The following is a 21,068-nucleotide window of genomic DNA, read 5'->3' as shown; positions in this document are numbered from 1 at the left end:
CGGTCCCGCCCCCCCCACCCCCCCCCCCCACACCCCCCCCCCCCCCTCTCCACCTGCCGGCTACTTGTCGGCGGTGAGCTTCCCGGCGGCGCCCCAGCTCTCCGCCGGCACCTCGTGGATCCACACCTGCACGGTCTCGGCGGGGATCTTGTACGCGTCGACGAAGGCGTCCGTGACCCGCTGGACCAGGTCCCGCTTCAGCTCGACATCGCGCGGACCCTGCTGGATGGTGACGATCGGCATGACCGAACTCCCTTGAGTGACGTTGCCCTTCCGGTGCACCAAGTTCACCGCGGGGCGCGTCCCCGACCAAGAAGCACTCCGCGACCGCAGCGATCAGCCTTCGTGATCGTCGCAGGCCAGCAGCAGTTTCTTCAGGTGCGGGGTGGGGTCGGCCACCGGTACCGCGAGGCCCGTGGACAGGGCCAGTCCGGGGGCGCGGAAGGGGACGTAGGCCACTCGGGGCGTGTGCAGCACGCGCGCGTGGGAGGCGTAGACGACCGTCCACAGGGGCCGGGCCCCTATGGTGGCCAGCGTGTCCTGGAGGGAGCGGTTGGCCGGCCCCGGTACGGGCTCGAACCCGGCCGCATGGCAGGCCCCGACGACCAGGTCGACCAGGGCCGGGTTGACGCGGCGCGGGACCAGGGCGAGGGGCAGCTCGGCCAGGTCGGCGAGGTCGATCTCGGCCCGTGCGGCCAGCGGGTGCGCGGCGGGCAGGGCGGCCACCAGCGGGTCCGGCCACAACGGCAGCACCCGCACTCCGGGCGGGGGTTCGGCGGCCCGGACGAACGCCGCGTCCAGCCGGCCGTCGGCGACCCTGGCCAGCCGTTCGGCGACGGGCAGCGAGAACAGGTCCACGGCCACATCCGGCGCCCGCTCGGCGAACCCGCCGAGCACCCGGTCCAGATGGGTGCCGAGCCCGGTGCTGGTGCCGAGCCGCAGCCCGGCCGGCGCCGCCACGGCCGCCCGGGCCTTCTCCGCCGCCGCCAGCACCGTCCGCGCCTCGGGCAGCAGCCGCTCCCCCGCGGCCGTCAGCCGCACCCGGCGCGGCGAACGGTCGAACAGCGCGGCACCCAGCTCCCGCTCCAGCCGCTGTATCTGCTGGCTGACCGCCGACTGCACGATGTGCAGCTTCTCGGCGGCCCGCCCGAAGTGCAACTCCTCGGCGACGGCGACGAAATAGCTGAGCTGGCGCAGTTCCATGCGCCCGACTGTAGAGGGCCGCCGGGCCGGCCGGGACGGCCCGAGCCCGGCTCACCTCTCATGCGTGCTCGGGCGGGTTGATCCGCGAGGTGTCGATCGCGGAGGCGGAGGTGCCCCACTTGGCGAGGATCCGGGCGTAGGTGCCGTCCTTGATCAGCTCGTTGACGGCGGCCTGGAAGGCCTTGGTGAGCGGGGAGCCCTTTCGGAAGGCGAAGCCGACGTCGAGTCGGTGGTACTCGCCGAGGAAGGTGGTCTGTGCGGCGGGCTGGGCCGCCTGGTAGCGCAGTCCGTTGATGGTCGACATGATCACGTCGATGCGGCCCTGCTGGAGTGCGGTGAGGGTCGCCGCGTTCTCCGAGTAGACCTTCACGTCGTACGGCTTCTTGCCCGCCTTCGCGCACACGCCCTTCTGCGCGGTGAGGGTCGCCTCGAAGGTGGTGCCGGCCCCGGTGCCGATGGTCAGCCCGCACAGCTGGGTGAGGTCGGTGACCTTCTTCCTGAGCGCGGTGCTGCCCTTCTTCACCGCGAAGCCCTGGCCGTCGTTGATGTAGGTGACGAAGTCGACGCTCTTCAGGCGTGCGGTGGTGACGCCGAAGTTGCCGGTGCCGACGTCGTACTTGCCACTGCCGAGCGCGGGCAGGATCGTCTCGAAGGAGGCGTCCTGGCGCAGCAGCCTGACGCCGAGCACCTTGGCGACCGCGTCGGCGAGGTCGATGTCCTGGCCGGCGGGGGCCTTGTCCGGGCCGTTCGGGTAGTACGCCCCGGGCGGGTAGCCGACCGCGCTGCCGACCCGCAGCGTGCCCGCCTTGCGGACGCTCGCCGGCAGCAGGGCGGCCACAGAGTCCACCGTGTGCACGGCGGCGACCGGGTCGTCGGTCGGCGCGGGAGCGGCCTGGGCGCCCACCACCCCCGTGCCACCGGAGCCGCTGCCGCAGGCGGTCAGCGTCAGGAGCGGCAGCAGGGCGAGGGCGGCCGCGGTGCGCAGGCGGGTTCCGACGACGCGAGCCAGTGACGTCATTCGGCCACCGCCGTGAGGGTGCGCGTCTCCTGGGCCGTCCGCTCGGCGTCGCGCTTGGCGACCTCCTCGCGGACGATCGGGATGACGTACCGGCCGAAGTCGATGGCGTCGTCCAGCAGGTCGTAACCGCGGGCGGAGAGGATGTCGACGCCGAGGTCGTAGTAGTCCAGCAGGGCCTGGGCGACCGTTTCCGGGGTGCCGACCAGGGCGTTGGAGTTGCCCGCGCCACCCGTGGCGGCGGCGGTCGCGGTCCACAGGGCCCGGTCGTAGCGCTCGCCCTCCTCGGCGATGGCGATCAGCCGCTGCGAGCCGGTGTTCTCCGGGGTTCCGCCGGGGCGCCGCCGCCCCAGGCCCGCCCCGCGCCGCTCCCGGATGGCACCGACCGTGCGGTGGGCCTTCTCCCAGGCCAGTTCCTCGGTCGGGGCGATGATCGGCCGGAACGCCACCTGGATGCGCGGCACGTCGCTGCGGCCCGCGGCCCGCGCGGCGGCCTTGACCTGCTCGATCTGCTCGGCGGTCCGCGCCAGCGGCTCGCCCCACAGGCAGTAGATGTCCGCCTCGGCGCCCCCGGCGGCGTACGCGGCGGGTGACGAGCCGCCGAACGAGACCTTCGGGCGGGGCTGCTGCACGGGGAAGACGTCGCTGACGAAGTCGTGGAAGCGGTAGTGCTCGCCCTCGTGGTCGAAGGGCTCGTGGCTGGTCCAGATCTTCTTGACGATCCGGATGTACTCGCGGGTGCGGGCGTAGCGCTCGTCCTTGGTGAGGGTGTCGCCCTCCCGGCCCTGCTCGTGGTCGTTGCCGCCGGTGATGAAGTGCACGGTCAGCCGGCCCTCGCTGATCTGGTCGAGGGTGGCGAAGGTCTTGGCGGCGAAGGTCGGGTACGAGACGTTCGGGCGGTGGGCGAGCAGGATCTGGAGCCGGTCCAGCCGGCTCGCGATGTACGCGGCGGCCGGCGCCGGGTCCGGCGATCCGGAACCGTAGGCGAACAGCACCCGGTCCCAGCCGTGCTCCTCGTGCGCACGGGCGAGCCGGAGCGTGTACTCCTTGTCGAAGGCGGCGCCGGAGCGCGGGGTGGTCTCGGAGCCGTCGTTGGTGGCGGCGATGCCGAGGAACTCCACGGGCATGGAAGATGGCCTTTCCTCAGGTCCTTGGCGAACGTGCTGGGGTGCCGTGTTCCGGCCGGCACGCGGGTACGGCGGGACAGCCCTCTCGGCGGCCGGGTGTGCCGGCGCGGCGCGGAGCGCTGGGACACGGGGGTGACGTGATGTGATGACGCCGGGGCGGGCGGGGGTGGCGGCAGAGGTGTCGACGCGTCCGGGCGACGGTGCCACGCGCAGGAGGACTCGGCCCGCGACGGGGTGACCGAGGGAGGGAAGGGCCGGTCAGACGGCCCGCTGCCGCATCAGGCGCAACACGCTGCGGACCACACCCGACCGAAGTCGATGTGGTCACGGGTGACCAGACGTTGATCGGCATCCATGCGATTAATTGAGCAGTACATCTGGCGTTCCGTCAACCATGTCCCGCCTGGTGGACCGGAGTTGAGCGGCCTCCGTGTGGTTGACACATCCGCACGGCGGGACCCTACGATCGGGGCCGGACCGGCTTGGCCGCGCGCGGCAGCCGGTACCGGCCGCGTTGAGGGACGCGGCGAGCGTGATGACGCCGGAACCGGGCCGACCGCCCCTGCCCCCGCGCCCTGTCCGCGCGGATTTCCTGACCGTGTGTGCCGCCGGGTGGTCACCCGTGCCCGCACGTCCCTCCCCCTGGAGAACCCCTGATGGTTTCGCCGTCCGACATCACCGACTCCTCCCGCCTCCCGGCGTCCGTCCCGCCCGTAGAAAGCCCGCAGACCCCCGGCCCCGGCGCCCCCGAGGACCTGCCGCGCATCGTGCCGCGCCGGCACCTCGGCCGACTGCTGACCGGCGGCGCCGCGCTGCTGGTGTTCGCCATGGTGGTCGGCTCCGTGGTCCGCAACCGCGCCTTCCAGTGGGACGTGGTCGGCCAGTACTTCACCACCGGCGCCGTCCTCGACGGGCTGCTGCTCACGCTCTGGCTGACCGGCGTGGTCACGGTGCTCGGCTTCCTGCTCGGCACCTTCCTGGCCGTGATGCGGCTGTCCGCCAACCCCGTGCTCCGCGCGCTGAGCTGGGGCTATGTGTGGATCTTCCGGTCCACCCCGCTGCTGGTGCAGCTGCTGTTCTGGTTCAACATCGGGGCCCTGTACCCGACGCTCGGCCTCGGCATCCCGTTCGGGCCCCAGTTCGTCACCGTCAAGACGGTCAACCTGCTCGGCCCCACCCTCACCGCCGTCATCGGGCTGACCCTGCACGAGGCCGCCTACGCCGCCGAGGCGGTACGCGGCGGCATCCTCTCAGTGGACGCCGGCCAGACGGAGGCGGCCCAGGCCCTCGGCATCGGCCGGCTGCGCACCCTGCGCCGGATCGTCGTCCCGCAGGCGATGCGCTCCATCGTCCCGACCGCCGGAAACATGCTGATCGGCACCTTGAAGGGCACCAGCATCGTCAGCGTGCTGGCCGTGCACGACCTGCTGTACTCGGTGCAGTTGGTCTACAACCAGACGTACCAGGTCATCCCGCTGCTGCTGGTCGCCACCCTCTGGTACATCGCCGTGACCTCCGTGCTGAGCGCGGGCCAGTACTACGTGGAGCGGTACTACGCCCGCGGATCCGCCCGCTGAACGGCCCCGCGGCGTAATCTTTCCTACATTCCCTATCGAATTACTGGGGAATCATTGACGGCCTCCCCGGAAGGTGCGCAGGATGGTGCGCATGTCCCACACGCAGCAACGACTCGTTCGTCGTCGGCATGTCGACTTTGGTCACGTCGTCAGCGCCGCCTGCTGTCGCGCGTAGCGCACGCGCCCGACACCCCGCGTGCCACACGGTTCCTTCTCCTGACGCAACGTTCGAAGGACGACCGCATGACCACGGCACTGCCCCACCCTTCCGGCCCCTCGGCCGTTCAGCTCCCCGACACCCGCCGCCTCCGCCTCGTCGGCGACTTCCCGCAGGGCGGCAGCTCCCCGCAGGACGATGGCGAGGCGAACGGTTCCCCTCGCCTCGTCGGCTACCTCGTACTGGTGCCCGAGGGCACCGATCCCGCCCGGCTCTTCGCCAAGGGCGTCACCCCGCCGGAGATCCGGCCGGTCGCCTACCCGGAGCCGCCTCCCGCGCCACCGGCCGGAGACGGTGTCGTCCGCATCGATCCGGCGCGCCGTGCCGCGGAGGTGGACGGCCGCGAACTCGACCTGACCTACCTGGAGTTCGGGTTGCTGTCCCATCTCGTCCGGCAGCCCCACCAGGTGCACACCCGCGAGCAGTTGATGGCCGGCATCTGGGGCTACGACCACATCGGCGACGGTCGCACGGTGGACGTCCACATCGCGCGCCTGCGCCGCAAGCTGGGCGCCGCTCACCGGCACCGGATCGTGACCGTACGACGCGTGGGCTACAAGTACGTGCCCGACCGGCAGGCGAGCGCCGACACCGCGCCCTGCCTTCGACCGTGAGGAGACCATGACCATGGGCGTTGCCACCGCGCCGTGCGCACCCGACGCGGAGTCCGGGCGGACCGGGCCCGGCCGTGCGCACTGGCTGCGCGTGGCCCGCGAGACCGCGGACGACCTGGCCACGGACGCGGTGGTCCGGGAGCAGGCGGGCAAGACCCCGTTCGACGAGGTCTCCCGCCTGCGCGAGGCCGGACTGCTGACACTCCTCGCCCCGGCCGAACACGCGGGCGGCGGCGCGGACTGGCCCACCGCCTACGCCGTGGTCCGCGAGATCGCCGCGGCCGACGGCGCGATCGGTCAGCTGCTCGGCTGTCACTACTTCCTGTCGTGGTGCGCGCCGTTCTTCGCACAGGCCGACCTCGCCGACCGGGTCGAGCGGCAGTCCGCGGCGGAGCAGTGGTGCTGGGGCGGCGGCCTCGCCCGTCAGGAAGCCCCCCTGACGCTGTCCAGGAAGGGCGGCGGCCAGGTGCTCGACGGCCGGCAGAGCTACGCCACCGGGGTACTGGTCGCCGACCGTCTCGCCGTGCGGGCCGTGCGGGCCGACACCGGCGAGCCGCTCGCCGTCGTCGTCGATCCCGCCCGGCCCGGCGTGCGGATCGACGCCGACCCCGACGCCTTCGGCCAGCGGCTCGCGGCCGGCGGGAGTGCCGAGTTCGACGCCGTACCGGTCGCCGCCGACGACATCCTCGGTTCCCTGTCCGCGGACGAGGACGTCCTGTCGCCGCTGGCCGCCCTGGCGTCCCCGGTCGCGCGCCTGCTCTCCGTCCAGCTCCGTGTGGGCATGGCCGAGGGCGTGCTCGCCGAGGCCCGGGAGTACAGCCGGGCGGGCCGCTCGCCCTGGCCGGCCGGCTGGGCCCAGGACCCGCACGCACTGGCCGTCTACGGCGAACTCACCGTCCTCACCCGGTCCGCGTCCGCCCTCGCCGACCAGGCGCTGGACGCCGTGCACAGCGGGCTGGGGCGCGGTGCGGACCTGACCTACGACGAGTCCGCGGAGATCTCGGTCCTGGTGGCGCTGGCCGAGGCCGCCGCCTCCCGGGCCGCGCAGGAGTCCACCTCCCGCGCCCTCGACATCGTCGGCGTCCGCTCCGCCTCCTCGGGGCTGGGCTTCGACCGCTTCTGGCGCAATGCCCGGACCCACACCCTGTACGAACCCGTCGCCCACCGGATCCGCGAGGTCGGTGACTATTTCCTCAACGGCGGACACCCTCCGTTCGCCCTGCCCATCTGATCGCGGCACGTCACCTGCGTCCGGCCCCGGCCTGCGGTGACGGCCGGAGCCGTACGGAATAATGGACACATGCGGATCTCAGCCAGAGCGGACTACGCGGTACGTGCCGCGCTCCAGCTCGCCGCGTCGCGGGACGACGGTCCGATGAAGGCCGAGGCCATCGCCGACGCCCAGGACATCCCGCACAAGTTCCTCGAGAGCATCCTGAACGACATGCGCCGGGGCGGCCTCGTCATCAGCCAGCGCGGCGGCAACGGCGGCTACCGGCTGGCCAGGCCCGCCGAGTCGATCAGCATCGCCGATGTCATCCGGGTCGTGGACGGACCGCTGGTCTCGGTGCGGGGGGTCCGCCCTCCGGAGCTGTCCTACAGCGGTCCCGCCGAGTCGCTGCTCCTGCTGTGGATCGCGCTGCGGTCCAATGTGCGCGAGATCCTCGACGGTGTGTCCCTGGCCGACGTCGCCTCCGCCCGGCTGCCCACCGAGGTGTCCGCGCTGACCGATGCCCCGGGGGCGTGGGGAAACCCCTGACACACTGAGCCATTCCCGGCCTCGTCCCGAAAAGTGAGATGAGGTCGTCCAGCATGCGAACCCCCTCTTGGGATGGGCGCCGGCTTCTGCCACGATCCCCACCAGCCAGGTAGGAAAGCTAGGGAAGTGGGGGTGGCCATGGGAGCGCTGAGCTGCGCTGACCGGGTGCTGCCCGTGCTGACCTCGCGTCGTCATATCGACTTCGGCCGTACGTCGACGTCCCTCTGTCGGCCGGTCTGAGACCTCAGCACGCCGTTGCACACCTCTTCGACCGCCCTTCCTTTCCTGAGAGGACACCTCCGTGTCTGCCGCAAGACCGCACGCCACCCTGCGCACCCTCGCCGCCGTCGCCGCTCTCCCCCTCCTGCTCACCGCCTGCGGGTACGGATCCCACTCCACCGACGACGGGAAGAAGACCGCGGTCCCGGCGGGCGCCAAGAAGCTCTCCGCCGACGAGGTGAAGATCGGCTACTTCCCCAACCTCACGCACGCCACCGCCCTCGTGGGCGTCCAGGAGGGCCTGTTCCAGAAGGAACTCGGCGGCACCACCATCAAGACGTCCACCTTCAACGCGGGCCCCTCCGAGATCGAGGCGCTGAACGCCGGCTCCATCGACATCGGCTGGATCGGCCCCTCCCCGGCGATCAACGGCTACACCAAGTCGGCCGGCAAGAACCTGCGCATCATCGGCGGTTCCGCCTCCGGCGGCGTCAAGCTCGTCGTCAACCCGAAGAAGATCACGTCCCTGAAGGACGTCAAGGGCAAGAAGATCGCCACCCCGCAGCTCGGCAACACCCAGGACGTGGCGTTCCTCAACTGGATCTCCGACCAGGGCTGGAAGGTCGACGCGCAGAGCGGCCAGGGCGACGTCTCCGTCGTCCGCACCGACAACAAGATCACCCCGGACGCCTACAAGTCCGGCTCCATCGACGGCGCCTGGGTGCCGGAGCCGACCGCGTCCAAGCTGGTCGCCGAGGGCGGCAAGGTGCTGCTGGACGAGGCGTCTCTGTGGCCGGACAAGAAGTTCGTGATCACGAACATCGTCGTACGCCAGGGCTTCCTGAAGGAGCACCCGGACGTCGTCCAGGCCGTGCTGCGCGGCTCGGTGAAGACCAACGAGTGGATCAACGCCAACCCGGAGAAGGCCAAGGCGTCCGCCAACGCGGCGCTGAAGGAGCTGTCGGGCAAGGCGCTGCCGGCCAAGGTCATCGACCCGGCCTGGAAGTCCGTCACCTTCCTCGACGACCCGCTGGCCGCCACCCTCAGCACCGAGGCGCAGCACGCGGTGAAGGCCGGTCTGCTGGACAAGCCCGACCTGAAGGGCATCTACGACCTCCGTCCGCTGAACCAGGTCCTCAAGGCCGAGGGCAAGAAGGAGGTCGACGACGCCGGTCTCGGCGTCGGATGACGGTACCGCCTCCGCTCAGGGCACCCCGTCGCAGACCGACGGGAGCCAGGTCAGGTCCGGGGTGTGGGACAGGGTGTCCAAGGAGCGGAGCAGGGCGGGCAGGCGGTCGGGGTGGGCCAGGAACTCGATGGTCGCCTCGGCGAAGGCGTCGCGTACCGCCGGCGGCATCGCGTCGGAGGCGTCGAAGCAGTGCACCGCCTGATGGTCGAGGAGGGTCTCGGCGAGTGAGCGGTGCCAGGCCGGGCCGGCGGCGCCCGGGGCGGGCTGGGCCCGCACGTCGGCGGAGAACCCGGACTCCTTGGCGCTCCAGGCGCGTTGGGCGTCGGCCGAGGCGAGGTAGCGGATCAGCTGCCGCGCCTGCGGGGTGGCGTGCAGCAGGGCGACCAGGTCGCCGGAGACCTCCCAGGCATCCGTCGCGGTGGCCCCCGGGAGGAAGCGGGCCGAGGGCTCGTAGCGGCCGTCGGCCCCGGTCCAGGGCTGCCGGTTGCGGACGAACGACGCCTGGTGCTCCAGCAGGCAGCCCCGGGGGGTGTCGGCGACCGGCCTGGACGCCCGGTCGTACGGCGTGCCGAGGGCCCGGCGGACCAGGGCCTTGTCGCCACCCGCGCCGACCAGCGTGCCCCAGGTCGTCCAGGCCCGGCGTACCGGCTTCGACTGCCAGGGCAGCTCGCCGCGCGCCCACCGCTGGTAGACGCCCGGGCCGTACTGCTGGAGCAGGATGTCCTCGATCCAGTCCGTGCCGGGCCAGCCGCTGGTGGCGCCGGAGCCCAGGCCGACGCACCACTGGGCGGGCTGCCGCGCGGCCTGGCGGCGCCGGTGCTCGTCGGTGCCGGCCGGGTACCAGACGATGCTCTTCAGATCGGCCTTGAGCGGGAACCAGTACACGTGCCCGGCCTGCGGTGTGGTCCAGGAGGTGCCGAAGTCCTCCTCGGGGATGAGGCCTTCGAGCGGGTGGAGCTGCTTCTGCCGGGCGTAGGAGGCGAGTTCGCCGGGGCCGGTCAGCACCACCACGTCGGGCGGTGTGCCGGACTCCACGTCGGCGCCGAGCACCTGGCTCTCGGCGGAGCTGCCCTGGTAGTCGACATGGATGTGGTAGGTCCGCTCGAAGGGCGCGATGACCGCGTCGCGGAAGTTCCCCGCGTCGCTGCCGGTCCAGTTGGCGAGCAGGGTGACGGTCGGCTGCTGCCCCAGGGCGCGGGCGCCCAGCACGAGGCCGGCCGCGAGCACGACCAGACAGCTCGCCACGGCGACGAGGGCACGGCCGAGCCGGCGCCGGGGTGCGCCGCCGGCCGGTGCGGGGCCGTTCCGGTGCGCGCTCACCGGGGCCTGAACCGGTACTCGTCGATGTGCCGCCTGAGGCCCGTCTCGGCCAGTGCCATGAGCAGAGCGCCTCCTGTCAGGATCCACACCGCGGCCGCGGCGCGGAAACCGGTGTCCATGAGGTACGAGGCGGTCCGCCGCCCCGCGTCGGTGATGGCCGGCCCGGTCAGCGGCCGGGCGAGCAGGGCCCGGGTGTCCGCCATTCCGGCGTGGGTCCACACCGTGAACAGCAGCAGGGTGGCCAGTCCGCCCAGCAGCAGGGTGCCGGCCGCGAGCAGCCCCCGGTTCCAGCGGCGCCGGAAGCGGCGGCGCAGGAAGAGCTGGGTCTCCACCAGTGCGGCGGCGAGCGCCAGGGCGAGCAGCAGGGTCGCGCACCAGCCGAGCCGGAGCAGCGGGCCGAAGGAGGTCTGGCGGTGCACGGTGGCGCGCTGCCGGTCCTGGAGGGCCGTCAGACGGGACAGTATCCCGGTCCCGTGGTCCTTGAGGATGCTGGTCGCGTAGGCGAGGTAGGCCTCGCGCAGCAGGGTGTCGTCGGAGCGCAGCTGTGCCTGCTGGACCTTGACGGCGTAGACGGTGATGAGTCCGGTGACCGTCTGGAGCGACTGGCGGTCCGCGGTGCCGCCGGCGTCGTCGGCGGCGGCCGCCGACAGGCTTTGCAGGGCGACCGCGATCTGCTTCTGGAAGTCGCTGGTCGGCGCGGCCGCGGTCGCGTCCTGCTGGGCCCGGCCGAGGGCGTACACCGCGGTGTCGAGGGACAGCACGGCCGGCGCGCTGGAGGTGCGCAACGGGTTGGCGTCCCCGTGCACCCCCTCGTAGGACAGGAACAGCGACAGGGTGAGCAGGGCGGACAGCGCGAGCAGCAGGCGGTGGCGTACGGCGAGGTCGTGAGCGGTGGTGCTGCCGCCCTGCGCGCCTGCGCCCGCGCCGAGGCCCAGCAGACGGGCGAGGGCGCGGCGGGACGGCGTGACGGCGGCTCCCGGGGTGCTGACCGGTGTGTTCATCGGTGGGGTGGCCAGGGTGTTCATGCGGGCGGCTCCCTCAACAGGCGTCCGCAGTCGCCGCCGCAGTAGACCGAGTCGGCCGGGCCCAGCCAGTGGCAGTCCGGGCACTCGACGAGGGCGTCGGCCGGGGCGGCCGGCGGCGCGGGGGCGGCGGGCGGGGCCGGGGAGGCGGCGGGCGGGGGCGGGGTCGTCATCGCGCTGGAGAGGATCAGGTGCTGCCAGTCGACGTCCTTGAGGCCGGCGCGGACGCGGCCGGTGCCCGGTCCGTCCTCGATCTGCCGCAGCGCGGCCAGGAGTTGGGTGTCACCGAGGTCGGCGGCCAGCCCCAGCGCCCGGGCGAGGTCGCGGTCGGCCGCGGCCCGGCCGTGCGGTCCGCGCAGCCAGGCCCGGTAGGCGCGGGCCACGGCGGCGCTCGCCTGCTGGTAGAGCTCCAGCCGGTGCACCCCGGGATGCCGGCGCGAGGCGTCGCGCGGATAGCCGGTCCAGCGCACCAGGATCGGCTTCGGTGCGGGCAGCCGTACCGGGCGGCCGAACTCGGGTACGACGACCTCCACGGCGGCGAGCTGGAGGTCCTCCTCGGTCTCCCGGCCGGAGGGGTCCGCGGCCAGCACCACCTGGAAGTGCCGGACCTCGTCGCCCCAGGCCCGGGTGACGTACTCGGCGCCGCGCTGCCCGGATCCGGTGGGGGCGGCCAGGAGTTCCTGCTCGCTCGGCACCACCTGGGTGACCCGGCGGACGACCGTGCCGGGGGTGGGGGTGAGCCGGATGCGCAGTTCGGGTACCGCCGTGCCCAGCAGCCCGGTCATCAACTCCTCGTACGCCGCTGTCAGTTCGGACTCGTGGCGGACGGCGTGGGCGCGGCCGTGCAGCCGCCGGGTGATGCGCAGCAGCAGGTCGGCGTCCCAGTCGTCGCCGAGTCCCCAGGCGTCGCAGACGAACCGGCCCTCGCAGGCGTCGAGGACGGTGTCCAGCGGCAGGGCGGACTGCTCGTCGTGCTCGTTGCGTCCGTCGGTGAGCAGCAGGACGTGTTTGATCGGCGCGGGCTGGTCCTTGAGCAGCCGGCGGGCGAGGTCGAGCCAGGTGCCGATGGCGGTGCCGCCGTCCGCGTCCAGGATCCGTACGGCCCGTTCGGCGGCGGTGCGTTCGGCCGGCCCGGCGACCGCCATCACCGCGCGGTCCGGGCCGGGGTGCACCACGGTGGCGTCGAACCGGCCGGAGAGGACGGCGAAGGCGGCCCCCTCGGGCAGCTTGTGGACCGCCGCGACGGTGGCGTCCTTGGCCGCGTGCAGCTTGTCGGCCGGGTCGAGCATCGAGCGCGAGGTGTCGACGATCAGCACCTCGGCGAGCGCCGCCCCGGCCCCGTGGGCGGGCCCGGCGGCCAGGCCCGGTCCGCCGTGCCCGTGGACGCCGATCTCCAGGATGGCGTGCATCTCCCGGTCGGGCGGCTGCCCGGGCTCGACCGGGCCGACGGGCAGCTCCTTGTGCTGGCCGACCTCCAGCGTCACCTCGATGTCCTGGGCCCCGGTCGTCACTGCGTCCCCCCACGTGGTCACGGGTGTGGTCAGAAGGTGCTCATCGGCCGGACCGCGTGGGCCAGGTCGAGCAGCCGGCCGTGTTCGCCGGCGGTACGGGCCTGCGCGGCGAGCTGCCGGAAGGAGTGCTCCAGCAGGGTGCGCAGGCTGTCCTCGTCGCCGGGCCCGAGGAGCGGTCCGGCCGGGAACTCCGGTCCCCAGCCCTGCTCGGGCCGGCCGTACAGGGCGTTCTCCCGGACCTCGGCGACCAGCCGGGCCCTGGACTCGCCGTCGGCGGCACCGCCGTCCAGCCGCAGCTCGGGCAGGCGCCGGGCGGCGTCTTGCAGGTCGGCCGGGGTGGGCGGGGTGCCGTGCAGGATGCCGGCGCGGACGCGGACGGCGGCGATGCGGGCGGCGTCGTGGTGCCGGGAGGTGGCCGGGACCTCGTCGAGCACCCGGACGGCGGCGTCCCGGTCGCCGCCGGCCAGATGGGCGCGGGCCAGGCCGAACGCGGCGGCGGTGTGCGCGAAGTCCCGTTTCCACACGGCCTCGTAGAAGCGCATGGCCCGCACCGGCCGCCGCCGGGCCCGCCCGCCGGCGGGGTCAGCCGTGTCGCGTCCGGCCTCCTGGCCTGCGGGCGGGGCCGCCGCCGCGGGGCGGGCCGCGTGTTCGGCGCAGTAGCCGAGGGCGAGCTTCGGCGCGCACTCCCCCGGCAGGGCGCCGTAGACGGCGTCGAAGCGGGCGCCGGCCTCGCCGGTCTCGCCCCTGCTGAGGTGCAGGACGCCGTGGTGCCAGGCGATGCGCCAGTCGTGGGCGGCGGCGCGTTCGCCGAGCAGGGTCTCGGCCTCGGCGAGCCAGGTCTCGGCCGCGGCCTGCTCGCCCCGCCTGAGGTAGGCGCGGCACAGCCACAGCGCGGTCTCGGGGGTGCCGAGCCGGGACTCGCGGGGCCACTGGCGGGCGACCCGGTCGGGCGCGTCGGGCGGGAAGGTGTCGAGGAGCAGGGCGGCGCCGTCGCCGGGGTCCGGGACCGGCTCCGGCAGGGCGCCGGCGACCTCGGCCGCGGCGGGCGGCGAGATGTCCAGGCCGAGCGGGTGCTCGCCGGGGCGGCCGGTCCAGTGGTCCAGGGCCGGGATCGCGCCGAGCCCGGCGTCGAGGCTGGCGCCGATGGCCCGGAACCGGGTGGAGCTCTCCGGCAGCTGCTCGCCGAACTGGAGCGAACGGAACTCCCGCAGCACCTCCCAGAGTTGCCGGGACATCTCGGCGGCCGAGCGGAACCGGGCGCGGGGTTCGGCGTGGGTGGCGCGGTCGACGAGGCGGCGGAAGGAGTCGGAGGCGAGACCGCGGGCCGGTTCGATGTCCCGGGCCAGGGCCTGGAGGGTCATGCCGACGGCGTAGAGGTCGCTGTCCACGCGCCAGCCGCGGCGGTCGATCTCCTCCTCCGGCGGGGCGAAGGTGGCCGTGTACACGTACGCCGAGCTGCGGTCGCCGATCGCGCGGACCGCGCCGAGGTCGATGACCTTGACGGCCCGGCCGAAGTGGATGACGTTGGCGGGCTTCATGTCGCAGTAGAGCAGGCCGCGTTCGTGCATGTACTGAAGGGCGCCGAGGATCTTGCAGCCGTAGGTGAGGACGTGGTCGAGACGGGGGCGGCCGTGGAAGATCCGCTCGGCGTCGGGGGCGTCGAAGAGCTGCTGGAGGGAGCGGCCGCGGATGTAGTCCATGACCAGGTAGCCGGTGGTCGGGCCGCCGGGGGCGCGGTGTTCGGCGTAGGTGATGATGCGGACGATGTCGGGGTGGTGCAGCTCGGTCAGGGAGCGGCGTTCCTCCACCGCGGTGCGCCGGGCGAGTGCGTCGTGGACGTTGATCTGGCTCTTGAGGACGACCTGGTGGCCCTCGGCGCGGGTGTCCTCGGCGAGGTGGATCCAGCCGAGGCCGCCGTGGGCGAGGCAGCCGAGCACCCGGTAGTGGCCGGCGACGATGTCGCCCGGGTGCAGTTGCGGGAGGAAGGAGTAGGGGGTGCCGCAGCGGGGGCAGCGGCCGGTGGGGCGGGCGGGCTGGCCGCCGTAGCCGACGCCGATGGTCATGGTGCAGCCGTTCGCGCCGCAGCGGCGGCCGCCGGTGGGCGGGCGGGGGTCGGTGACGAGGACGTCGTCGGGGGCCGGGACCTCGGGCAGGACGACCAGTCCGTGCTGGTCGAGGTCGCCGACGCCGGCGACGGCGTGCACGGCGGGCGGGCCGGCCGGCTCCTCGGCGGAGGCGGCCGGCGGGGCCGCGGCCCGGGGCGGGACCGTCGGTTCGCTGCGCGGTTCGATGTGCCGGTGTCCGCAGGTGTCGCAGAAACCGGTGCCCATGATGCGTCCCGCGCAACCGGGCCGGACACACGAGGTCACGATCCGCCCTCCTCTCGGGGCGCGCCGGCGGGATCGCCGGAACCTGCTGAGGCGGTGCGTTCGGCGGGGCCCGCGGGCCCGGAGCAGAAGGAGAGGAAGCGGTCGACCGCCGTCTCCGCCTGTTCGAGGTCGCAGGGGGTCTGCCGCAGCACGGTCAGGGCCTGTTCGTAGAGCTGGTAGGCGGCCAGCAGGCGGTCGCCGTCGGCGGCGCGCTGCCGGCACAGCGGCCAGGCGGCGCCGACCCGGCCCTGGAGGTCCCCGCGGCGGCGCAGCCGGGTGTCGAGGGCCGCGAGGGCCTGTTCCAGCCGCTGCCGGCGGCGTTCGGCGGCGTCCTCGAAGGTGAACAGCAGGTCGGCACGGCCGGGTTCGCGCTCGTGGGCGGGGGCGTGGGCGACCCAGGCGCGCAGCATCCCGGAGCGCCGTACCGCCGCCTCGGCCTGGTCGAAGAGGTGCCGGGTGCCGGGGGCGGGCAGGACGCGGTCGCGGTGCGCGTCCAAGGACGGGCCCAACACGTCGACGACATGGTCGAGTTCGGCGAGCAGCCGGGCCCAGCGGTCGTGCAGCGGCCGGGTGACGAGGGACTCGGCGGCCTCGGCGGCGGGGCCCTCGGGGGCGCGGAACACCAGCAGCAGCCGGGCGCCGTGCCGGGCGAGCCGGTCCAGCAGGCCGAGCAGGGCAGCGGGTTCGGCGCAGCGGTCGATGCCGACCAGGACGGCGGCGAGCGGGACGCGCAGGGTGCCGAGCCGTTCGGGCCGGGGGTCGTCCGGGATGCCGAGGCGTTCGGCGATCCGGTCCATCACCTCGGCGGCCGTCAACTCCTCGACGTTCAGGGCGAGATCGTGCGCGCCCGCCGGAGGCACGGTCTCGGGCGGGTCCTGGCTGACGGCGCTGGTGTGGTGCCGGGTGCGCAGTTCGCGGTCGGCGAGGGTGACGGCCCGTTCGAGGGTGAAGGCGCGGTCGCCGCCGACGGGGACGACGGTGACCAGCACCGGCCAGCCCTCGCCGCGGTACCAGGAGGCGAGTTCGGTGGCGAAGGGCAGGTCGAGCCGCCCGGCGGTGTCCCGGGCGCCGCTGCGCAGCCGCGGGTCGACGGCCTCGGCGCCGTCGGTCCAGGCGGCGACCTGCGGCAGATGGCTGAGGATGGTCTCGGTGGGGCTCATGTAGCTGAAGGCGGAGGGGGCCGGCCCGTCGTCCACGCTGAGGACGATGCCGATGACCCGGTCGGTGGCATGGTCGACGACACCGCCGCCGCTGAAGCCGTCGGCGGCTAATTCCCCGGGGGTGAGCGGGCGCAGCTGCACCTGGCTGTCCCGGCCGCGGGCGGCGACCAGGGTGGCGCCGTGCCAGCGGCCGCCCTCGTCGCCGTCCGGGAAGCCGTACATGCTCACGGGTCCGTGCGGTGCGGCGAGCCGGTACAGCCGGGTGGCGTGCCCGGCGGGCAGCGGCCTGGTCAGGCGCAGCAGGGCGAGGTCACCGCTGCGGTCGCCGAAGGCGTCCTCGCTCTGCGGCACGTACTCGTCCGGGCGGACCGTGGCGGGTACGGCGGAGAGGCCGGGGACACCGACGAGCCGGACGGTGTAGAGGCGGCCGGGGTGCACCACATGGGCGGCGGTGAGCACCCGGTCGGCGGCGAGCAGCACTCCGGCGCCGAGGACCCGTCCGTCGGGCGCCTCGACGCGGGTGATCCAGGTCGGTGTGCGTAACCGACCGTTGACGGCTCGCTCCCCCGTGCGCGTCATTTTTCCGAGGCTACTCCGCGTGCCCGTCCGGTACTACTGGTGTGCACGGGGTCGTGGCGGATGGCCGGGGGCCTGGGCGAGCGGGTGCGGGACGGGACGGCTGCGGCCCCCGGTGGACGCCCGGCGGGCGGGTCGCCGCGCGGTGCGAACACGCGGGCCGACGGCGGTCATTGCCTACGATCGTGCCGTGCCCACCTTCTCCCTCGTACGTACGGCGCCCCTCCCCGTGGCGGAGGCCTGGCGCCGGCTCACCCAGTGGCCCCGCCACGCCGACGCGGTCCCGCTGACCCGGATCAGGGTGCTCACGCCCGCGCCGACCGGGGAGGGCACGCGGTTCGTGGCGCGTTCCGGCGTCGGCCCGCTGGCCTTCGACGATGTGATGGAGGTGACGGTGTGGCGGCCGCCCGCCGACGGCGAGGGCGGGCTGTGCCGGCTGGAGAAGCGCGGCCGGGTGATTCTCGGCTGGGCCGAGATCGAGGTCGGGCCGGGGCCGGGCGGCCGCGCCCGGGTGGTGTGGCGGGAGGAACTGCGGGTCCGCTTCCTGCCGCGCGCCTTCGACGGCGTACTGGAGCGAGTGGCCCGTACGACGTTCGGGCGGGCGGCGAACCGGTTGCTGCGGCGGCCCTGAACGGGCCGGGCCGTCAGTCCTTGCGGCCCGTCACCGCCACCGTGACGCCCAGGCCGATCATGGTCAGGCCGCCCGCCCCGCCGACCGCGGCGAGCCGCCGGGGTGACCGGGCGAACCAGTCCCGGGCGGCGGAGGCGGCCAGGCCCCAGACGCTGTCGCAGGCGAGGGCGAGGACGTTGAAGACCAGTCCGAGCAGCAGCATCTGGGCCGGGACGTGTCCCTGCTCGCGGTCCACGAACTGGGGCAGGACGGCGGCGAAGAAGACCATGGTCTTGGGGTTGGCCACGCCGACGGCGAACCCCTCCCAGAGGGTGCGCAGGCCGCCGTGGGCCGGGGCGCCGGGCCCGGTGAACGCGGCCCGCAGCGAGCCGCGTTGCCGCCAGGCCCTGATGCCCAGGTACACCAGGTAGGCGGCGCCCGCGAGCTTCAGGGCGGTGAAGACGAGGAGCGAGCGCTCCACGAGCGAGCCGACGCCGAGGGCCACGGCGGTCACCAGGACGTACGCGCCGAGCGTGTTGCCGATGACGGTGGTCAGCGCGGCCCGGCGGCCGTGCGCCAGGGCCCGGCCGATCACGAACAGCACGCTGGGGCCCGGCACCACGATGAGCAGCAGCGACAGTGCCGCGAACGCGGCCAGCCGGTCGGAGGACAGCATGTCCTCATGCAATCCGGGCCGGCCGCACGGGGCAAACCGTTTTCCGGTGTCCGCTCAGGCCACCGAGCCGATCCGTCCCGCCGGCCGCGCGGCGGCGTCGTGGTGGATCGGGGTGTGCGCGCCGGTCAGGGAGACCCCGCTGCCGCCGCGCCGGTGGGCGACGATCTCCGCGCCGATCGACAGGGCCGTCTCCTCCGGCGTACGGGCGCCGAGGTCGAGGCCGATCGGGGAGTGCAGCCGGGCCAGCTCCAGCTCGGTGACGCCGACCTCGCGCAGGCGTTCGTTGCGCTCCAGGTGGGTGCGGCGGGAGCCCATCGCACCGACGTAGGCGACGGGCAGCCGCAGGGCCAGCCGGAGCAGGGGTACGTCGAACTTGGCGTCGTGGGTGAGCACGCACAGGACGGTGCGGGCGTCGACCTCCGTGCGCTCGAGGTACTTGTGGGGCCACTCGACGACGATCTCGTCCGCCTCGGGGAAGCGGGTCCGCGTGGCGAAGACCGGGCGGGCGTCGCAGACCGTGACGTGGTAGCCGAGGAATTTGCCGACGCGGACCAGCGCCGAGGCGAAGTCGATCGCGCCGAAGACGATCATCCGGGGGGCGGGGACGGAGGACTCGACCAGGACGGTGAGCGGGGCGCCGCAGCGCGAGCCCTGTTCGCCGATCTCCAGGGTGCCGGTCCGGCCCGCGTCCAGGAAGGCGCCCGCCTCGGCGGCGACCGTGCGGTCGAGTTCGGGGTGTGCGCCGAAGCCGCCCTCGTGCGAGCCGTCGGGGCGGACGAGGAGGGCCCGGCCCGTCAGGTCGGCCGGACCCTCCACGATCCGCGCGACCGCCGCGGCCTCCCCACGGGCCGCGGCGGCCAGCGCGGCCGCGAGCACCGGCCGGGCGGGACCGTCCGCCCGGACCGGTGTGACGAGGATGTCGATGACGCCGCCGCAGGTGAGGCCGACGGCGAAGGCATCCTCGTCGCTGTAGCCGAAGCGTTCGAGGACGGTCTGCCCGTCCTCGAGCGCCTGCCGGCACAGCTCGTACACGGCACCCTCCACACATCCGCCGGAGACCGAGCCGATGGCGGTGCCGTCGGTGTCCACCGCGAGGGCGGCGCCGGGCTGGCGCGGGGCGCTGCCGCCGACGGCCACCACGGTGGCGACGGCGAAGTCACGGCCCTGCTCGACCCACCGGTTCAGCTCCTCGGCGATGTCCAGCATCTCTCGGTCTCCTTACGTGCGACGGGAAGGGCGGAGGGGGGTGGGCTAGTGCACGCCCAGCCAGCCCTCGATCGGATGCAGCGCGAAGTAGATCAGGAAGACCACCGTCAGACCCCACATGAAGGCGCCGATCTCGCGGGCCTTGCCCTGGGCGGACTTGATGGCCGTGTAGGAGATGACGCCCGCGGCGACACCGGTGGTGATGGTGTACGTGAAGGGCATCAGGACCACGGTCAGGAAGACGGGGATCGCGGTGGCGCGGTCGGCCCAGTCGACGTGCCGCGCGTTCATCATCATCATCGCGCCGATGACGACGAGGGCCGCGGAGGCGACCTCCTGCGGGACGATCGCGGTCAGCGGGGTGAAGAACAGACCCGCGGCGAACAGCAGGCCGGTGACGACCGAGGCGAGTCCGGTGCGGGCGCCCTCGCCGACACCGGTGGCGGACTCGATGAAGACGGTCTGGCCGGAGCCGCCCGCCACGCCGCCGATCGCACCGCCCATGCCGTCGATGAACAGCGCCTTGGACAGGCCGGGCATCCGGCCCTTGTCGTCGGCGAGTTCGGCCTCGGTGCCGACGCCGATGATGGTGGCCATCGCGTCGAAGAAGCCGGCCAGCACCAGGGTGAAGACGATCATGGTGATGGTCATCGCGCCGACCTTGCCCCAGCCGCCGAACTCGACGTGTCCGAGGAGCGAGAAGTCGGGCATGGAGACGGCGCTGCCGTGCAGTGCGGGCGCGCCGTTGGCCCACTGCCTGGGGTCGATGACGCCGATGCCGTTGAGGACCGCGGCGACGACCGTGCCGCTGACGATGCCGATCAGGATGGCGCCGGGGACGTTCCGGGCCTGGAGCATGAAGATCAGCAGCAGGGTGCCGGCGAAGAGCAGTACCGGCCAGCCGGTGAGCTGGCCCGCCGGGCCGAGGCTGAGCGGGGTGGCCTCGCCCTTGTGCACGAACCCGGACTTGTACAGACCGATGAGCGCGATGAACAGGCCGATGCCCATGGTGATCCCGTGCTTGAGCGCCAGCGGGATCGCGTTCATGATCATCTCACGCAGGCCGGTGACGACCAGCAGCATGATGACGACGCCGTACATCACACACATGCCCATGGCCTGTGGCCAGGTCATGTTGGGGGCGACCTGCGAGGACAGGACGCCGGACACGGAGAGGCCGGCGGCGAGGGCGAGCGGCACCTTGCCGACGAAACCCATCAGCAGCGTGGTGAAGGCCGCGGCGAGGGCGGTGGCGGTGATCAGGGCCTTCTGGCCGAGGGTGTCGCCGTGGACGTCCTTGCCGGACAGGATGAGCGGGTTGAGCAGGAGGATGTACGCCATCGCCATGAAGGTGGTGATGCCGCCGCGCACCTCGCGCGCGACGGAGGATCCTCGTCTGGATATGTGGAAGTACCGGTCGAGCCAGGACCGTCCGGCCGGGATGCGCGAGCCCTCGCCCGCTTCGTCGGCTGCGGTCCTGGGCTCCACTGACTGCTGGGTCATGGTGCCATCTCCCAAGGTTCACAGGGGCACCCGTACACGTTCTCTTCGAGGTACGGGATTTGGGAATGGACGACCCGGGGGACGGCCCAGGACGAACAAGGGTGGTGCTTCAAGGACCGCGAGCGGTGCGGAACTCAAAGGGTGGTTCCTCCGGGCGGCGCGGCGGAGTGTGTGACGTTCCCTGCGCCGCCCGGA

The 21,068-nt window shown here is 73.5% G+C and carries 18 protein-coding genes; 6 read left to right on the top strand and 12 right to left on the bottom strand.

Annotation, left to right across the window (positions count from 1 at the left end; genetic code table 11):
- Window positions 1-60 precede the first annotated feature (60 nt).
- The 4 genes from dmpI to ACFVIU_RS05480 are packed head-to-tail and all read right to left on the bottom strand — an operon-like array spanning window position 61 to window position 3,345.
- A complete protein-coding gene (gene dmpI / locus ACFVIU_RS05495; protein WP_385840842.1) occupies window positions 61-282 on the bottom strand; it encodes a 4-oxalocrotonate tautomerase DmpI in 222 nt (73 codons plus the stop codon).
- Between the two features lie 54 nt (window positions 283-336).
- On the bottom strand, window positions 337-1,203 hold the full coding sequence (locus ACFVIU_RS05490) for a LysR substrate-binding domain-containing protein (RefSeq protein WP_385840784.1): 867 nt from the start codon (window positions 1,201-1,203) through the stop codon (window positions 337-339).
- Between the two features lie 58 nt (window positions 1,204-1,261).
- The gene (locus ACFVIU_RS05485; protein WP_385840782.1) at window positions 1,262-2,221 is read right to left on the bottom strand and encodes an ABC transporter substrate-binding protein; all 960 of its coding nucleotides are present in this window, start codon (window positions 2,219-2,221) and stop codon (window positions 1,262-1,264) included.
- Window positions 2,218-3,345: an LLM class flavin-dependent oxidoreductase gene (locus tag ACFVIU_RS05480; protein WP_385840781.1), complete on the bottom strand. Its 1,128-nt coding sequence runs from the start codon at window positions 3,343-3,345 to the stop codon at window positions 2,218-2,220. Before ACFVIU_RS05480 ends, ACFVIU_RS05485 begins: the two co-directional genes overlap by 4 nt.
- 656 nt (window positions 3,346-4,001) lie before the next feature.
- Here ACFVIU_RS05480 and ACFVIU_RS05475 point away from each other — a divergent pair.
- The 5 genes from ACFVIU_RS05475 (at window position 4,002) to ACFVIU_RS05455 (ending at window position 8,920) form a co-directional block, all read left to right on the top strand.
- Window positions 4,002-4,922, top strand: a complete 921-nt coding sequence (locus ACFVIU_RS05475) for an amino acid ABC transporter permease (RefSeq protein WP_385840780.1) — start codon at window positions 4,002-4,004, stop codon at window positions 4,920-4,922.
- 243 nt (window positions 4,923-5,165) lie between these two features.
- Window positions 5,166-5,753, top strand: coding sequence for a winged helix-turn-helix domain-containing protein (locus tag ACFVIU_RS05470; protein ID WP_385840778.1), 588 nt, complete (start codon window positions 5,166-5,168; stop codon window positions 5,751-5,753).
- 13 nt (window positions 5,754-5,766) lie between these two features.
- Entirely contained in the window at window positions 5,767-6,984 is a 1,218-nt protein-coding gene (locus ACFVIU_RS05465) for an acyl-CoA dehydrogenase family protein (RefSeq protein ID WP_385840841.1), read from the top strand.
- A 69-nt stretch (window positions 6,985-7,053) separates the two neighbouring features.
- Window positions 7,054-7,512 carry an RrF2 family transcriptional regulator gene (locus tag ACFVIU_RS05460; RefSeq protein ID WP_385840777.1) on the top strand — a complete coding sequence of 153 codons (459 nt, stop codon included), beginning with the start codon at window positions 7,054-7,056 and terminating at the stop codon, window positions 7,510-7,512.
- Window positions 7,513-7,813: 301 nt separating this feature from the next.
- On the top strand, window positions 7,814-8,920 hold the full coding sequence (locus ACFVIU_RS05455) for an aliphatic sulfonate ABC transporter substrate-binding protein (protein ID WP_385840776.1): 1,107 nt from the start codon (window positions 7,814-7,816) through the stop codon (window positions 8,918-8,920).
- A gap of 15 nt (window positions 8,921-8,935) precedes the next feature.
- Here the strand turns inward: ACFVIU_RS05455 and ACFVIU_RS05450 are convergent, their stop codons facing one another.
- From ACFVIU_RS05450 to ACFVIU_RS05430, 5 genes are read right to left on the bottom strand one after another with little or no spacing between them, the layout of a single operon-like run.
- The gene (locus ACFVIU_RS05450; RefSeq protein ID WP_385840775.1) at window positions 8,936-10,240 is read right to left on the bottom strand and encodes an extracellular solute-binding protein; all 1,305 of its coding nucleotides are present in this window, start codon (window positions 10,238-10,240) and stop codon (window positions 8,936-8,938) included.
- Entirely contained in the window at window positions 10,237-11,265 is a 1,029-nt protein-coding gene (locus ACFVIU_RS05445; protein ID WP_385840774.1) for a hypothetical protein, read from the bottom strand. The genes ACFVIU_RS05450 and ACFVIU_RS05445 overlap by 4 nt, the downstream gene beginning before the upstream one ends.
- Complete coding sequence (locus ACFVIU_RS05440) at window positions 11,262-12,773, bottom strand: VWA domain-containing protein (protein WP_385840773.1); 1,512 nt, start codon at window positions 12,771-12,773, stop codon at window positions 11,262-11,264. The genes ACFVIU_RS05445 and ACFVIU_RS05440 overlap by 4 nt, the downstream gene beginning before the upstream one ends.
- Before the next feature lie 29 nt (window positions 12,774-12,802).
- Window positions 12,803-15,142 carry a tetratricopeptide repeat protein gene (locus ACFVIU_RS05435; RefSeq protein WP_385840771.1) on the bottom strand — a complete coding sequence of 780 codons (2,340 nt, stop codon included), beginning with the start codon at window positions 15,140-15,142 and terminating at the stop codon, window positions 12,803-12,805.
- Window positions 15,139-16,881 (bottom strand): serine protease, encoded by a 1,743-nt coding sequence (locus ACFVIU_RS05430; protein ID WP_385840770.1) that lies wholly within the window; start codon window positions 16,879-16,881, stop codon window positions 15,139-15,141. Before ACFVIU_RS05430 ends, ACFVIU_RS05435 begins: the two co-directional genes overlap by 4 nt.
- Before the next feature lie 187 nt (window positions 16,882-17,068).
- Here ACFVIU_RS05430 and ACFVIU_RS05425 point away from each other — a divergent pair, with 187 nt between their 5' ends.
- The gene (locus ACFVIU_RS05425) at window positions 17,069-17,509 is read left to right on the top strand and encodes an SRPBCC family protein (RefSeq protein ID WP_385840769.1); all 441 of its coding nucleotides are present in this window, start codon (window positions 17,069-17,071) and stop codon (window positions 17,507-17,509) included.
- A gap of 13 nt (window positions 17,510-17,522) precedes the next feature.
- Here the strand turns inward: ACFVIU_RS05425 and ACFVIU_RS05420 are convergent, their stop codons facing one another.
- From ACFVIU_RS05420 to ACFVIU_RS05410, 3 genes are read right to left on the bottom strand one after another with little or no spacing between them, the layout of a single operon-like run.
- Window positions 17,523-18,164 (bottom strand): LysE family translocator, encoded by a 642-nt coding sequence (locus ACFVIU_RS05420; protein ID WP_385840768.1) that lies wholly within the window; start codon window positions 18,162-18,164, stop codon window positions 17,523-17,525.
- Between the two features lie 54 nt (window positions 18,165-18,218).
- Window positions 18,219-19,370 carry an XdhC family protein gene (locus tag ACFVIU_RS05415; protein ID WP_385840767.1) on the bottom strand — a complete coding sequence of 384 codons (1,152 nt, stop codon included), beginning with the start codon at window positions 19,368-19,370 and terminating at the stop codon, window positions 18,219-18,221.
- A 45-nt stretch (window positions 19,371-19,415) separates the two neighbouring features.
- Window positions 19,416-20,873 (bottom strand): NCS2 family permease, encoded by a 1,458-nt coding sequence (locus tag ACFVIU_RS05410; protein ID WP_385840766.1) that lies wholly within the window; start codon window positions 20,871-20,873, stop codon window positions 19,416-19,418.
- Window positions 20,874-21,068 lie beyond the last annotated feature (195 nt).

It is taken from the genome of Streptomyces sp. NPDC127190 (assembly GCF_042672505.1).
Lineage (GTDB): Bacteria > Actinomycetota > Actinomycetes > Streptomycetales > Streptomycetaceae > Streptomyces.
This window is presented reverse-complemented; position numbering and strand designations above follow the sequence as displayed.